Annotated in this window: 1 protein-coding gene; it reads left to right on the plus strand. The window is 59.1% G+C overall.

The window, feature by feature from the left end; genetic code table 11:
- The coding region (locus B3520_RS06170; RefSeq protein ID WP_286875656.1) for an efflux RND transporter permease subunit at positions 1–1,207 on the plus strand (1,207 nt) is incomplete at both ends.

The raw sequence follows: 1,207 nt of genomic DNA on the forward strand, positions 1-1,207 counted from the left end.
CGCATTCCGGTGCAGATGATTCCGGACCTGGAAGTCCGTACCATTTCCATCCGTACCAGTTGGCCCGGCGCCACGCCCCAGGATGTGGAGAAGGAGATCCTGATCGAACAGGAGGAGTACCTGAGGAACATTCCCTACCTGGTGGAAATGCAGAGCAGTGCCGATTTCGGTTCCGCCCAGATCGAGCTCGAGTTTCCATTTGGGGTGGACATCAACGAAACCCTGATCCGCGTCAATAACGCCCTGACCCAGGTCCCCTCTTACCCGGAAAACGTCGACGAGCCGAGTGTCTACGCCACGTCGTTTTCTTCCAACGCGTTCATGTATTTCAGAATCTCCCCGCTGGAGGGCAATCCTCGGGGGTTGGATATGGACATGATGCGTGATTTTATCGAAGACAATGTCCGGCCGCGTATGTCCGGCGTGCCCGGAGTGTCTGAAGTCAACGTCGGGGGTGGCGCCGAACGCCAGATCCAGATTCACCTGAACCCCGAGCGCCTCGCGGAGCGGGAAATCACTCTCACGCAAGTGCGCGATGCCATCCGCGAGCGCAATCGGGACCTGTCCGGCGGTGAAGTGGAAAGCGGCAAGCGGCGCTACCTGCTGCGCACCATGGGTCGCTTCGAGGACCTGGAGGGTCTGGAAAACCTTATCCTGGAGCGCCGAGGCGACAGCATTACCCGGCTGTCCGATGTGGCCGACGTCGAACTCGATCACTTCAAAATTCGCCAGACCTCTTACGTCAACACCCGTCCCGTCATCAGTCTGTCGGTGCGCCGGGAGAGCGGTTCCAACGTGATTGCCATCAAGGACGCCATGATGGCCGAGGTGGAAAACATCAACCGGGACCTGCTCAACCCGGAAGGCATGGAACTGGCCCTGACCGCTGATGATGTGGTGTATGTGCAGGCCTCGGTGTTCAATGTCTGGAAAAACCTGATTCTTGGTGCCCTGCTGGCAACCGGGATAATGTACGCGTTCATGCGTTCGTTTCGGGCCACTGCGCTGGGTGTGGTGGGTATTCCCATCTGTACCATCGCGGCTTTCCTGGGGCTGTTGATCGCGGGCCGGACCATCAACGTCATTTCCCTGGCTGGGGTCGCCTTCGCCATCGGCATGACCCTGGACAACAGTATTGTGGTGCTCGAAAGCATCGAACTCGAGCGTCGCAAAGGGCTGAAGAAACTGCAGGCCGCCGTTGCCGGGG

The sequence above is a fragment of the Marinimicrobium sp. UBA4509 genome, assembly GCF_002388575.1.
In the GTDB taxonomy this organism is placed as follows: Bacteria; Pseudomonadota; Gammaproteobacteria; order Pseudomonadales; family Cellvibrionaceae; genus Marinimicrobium; species Marinimicrobium koreense.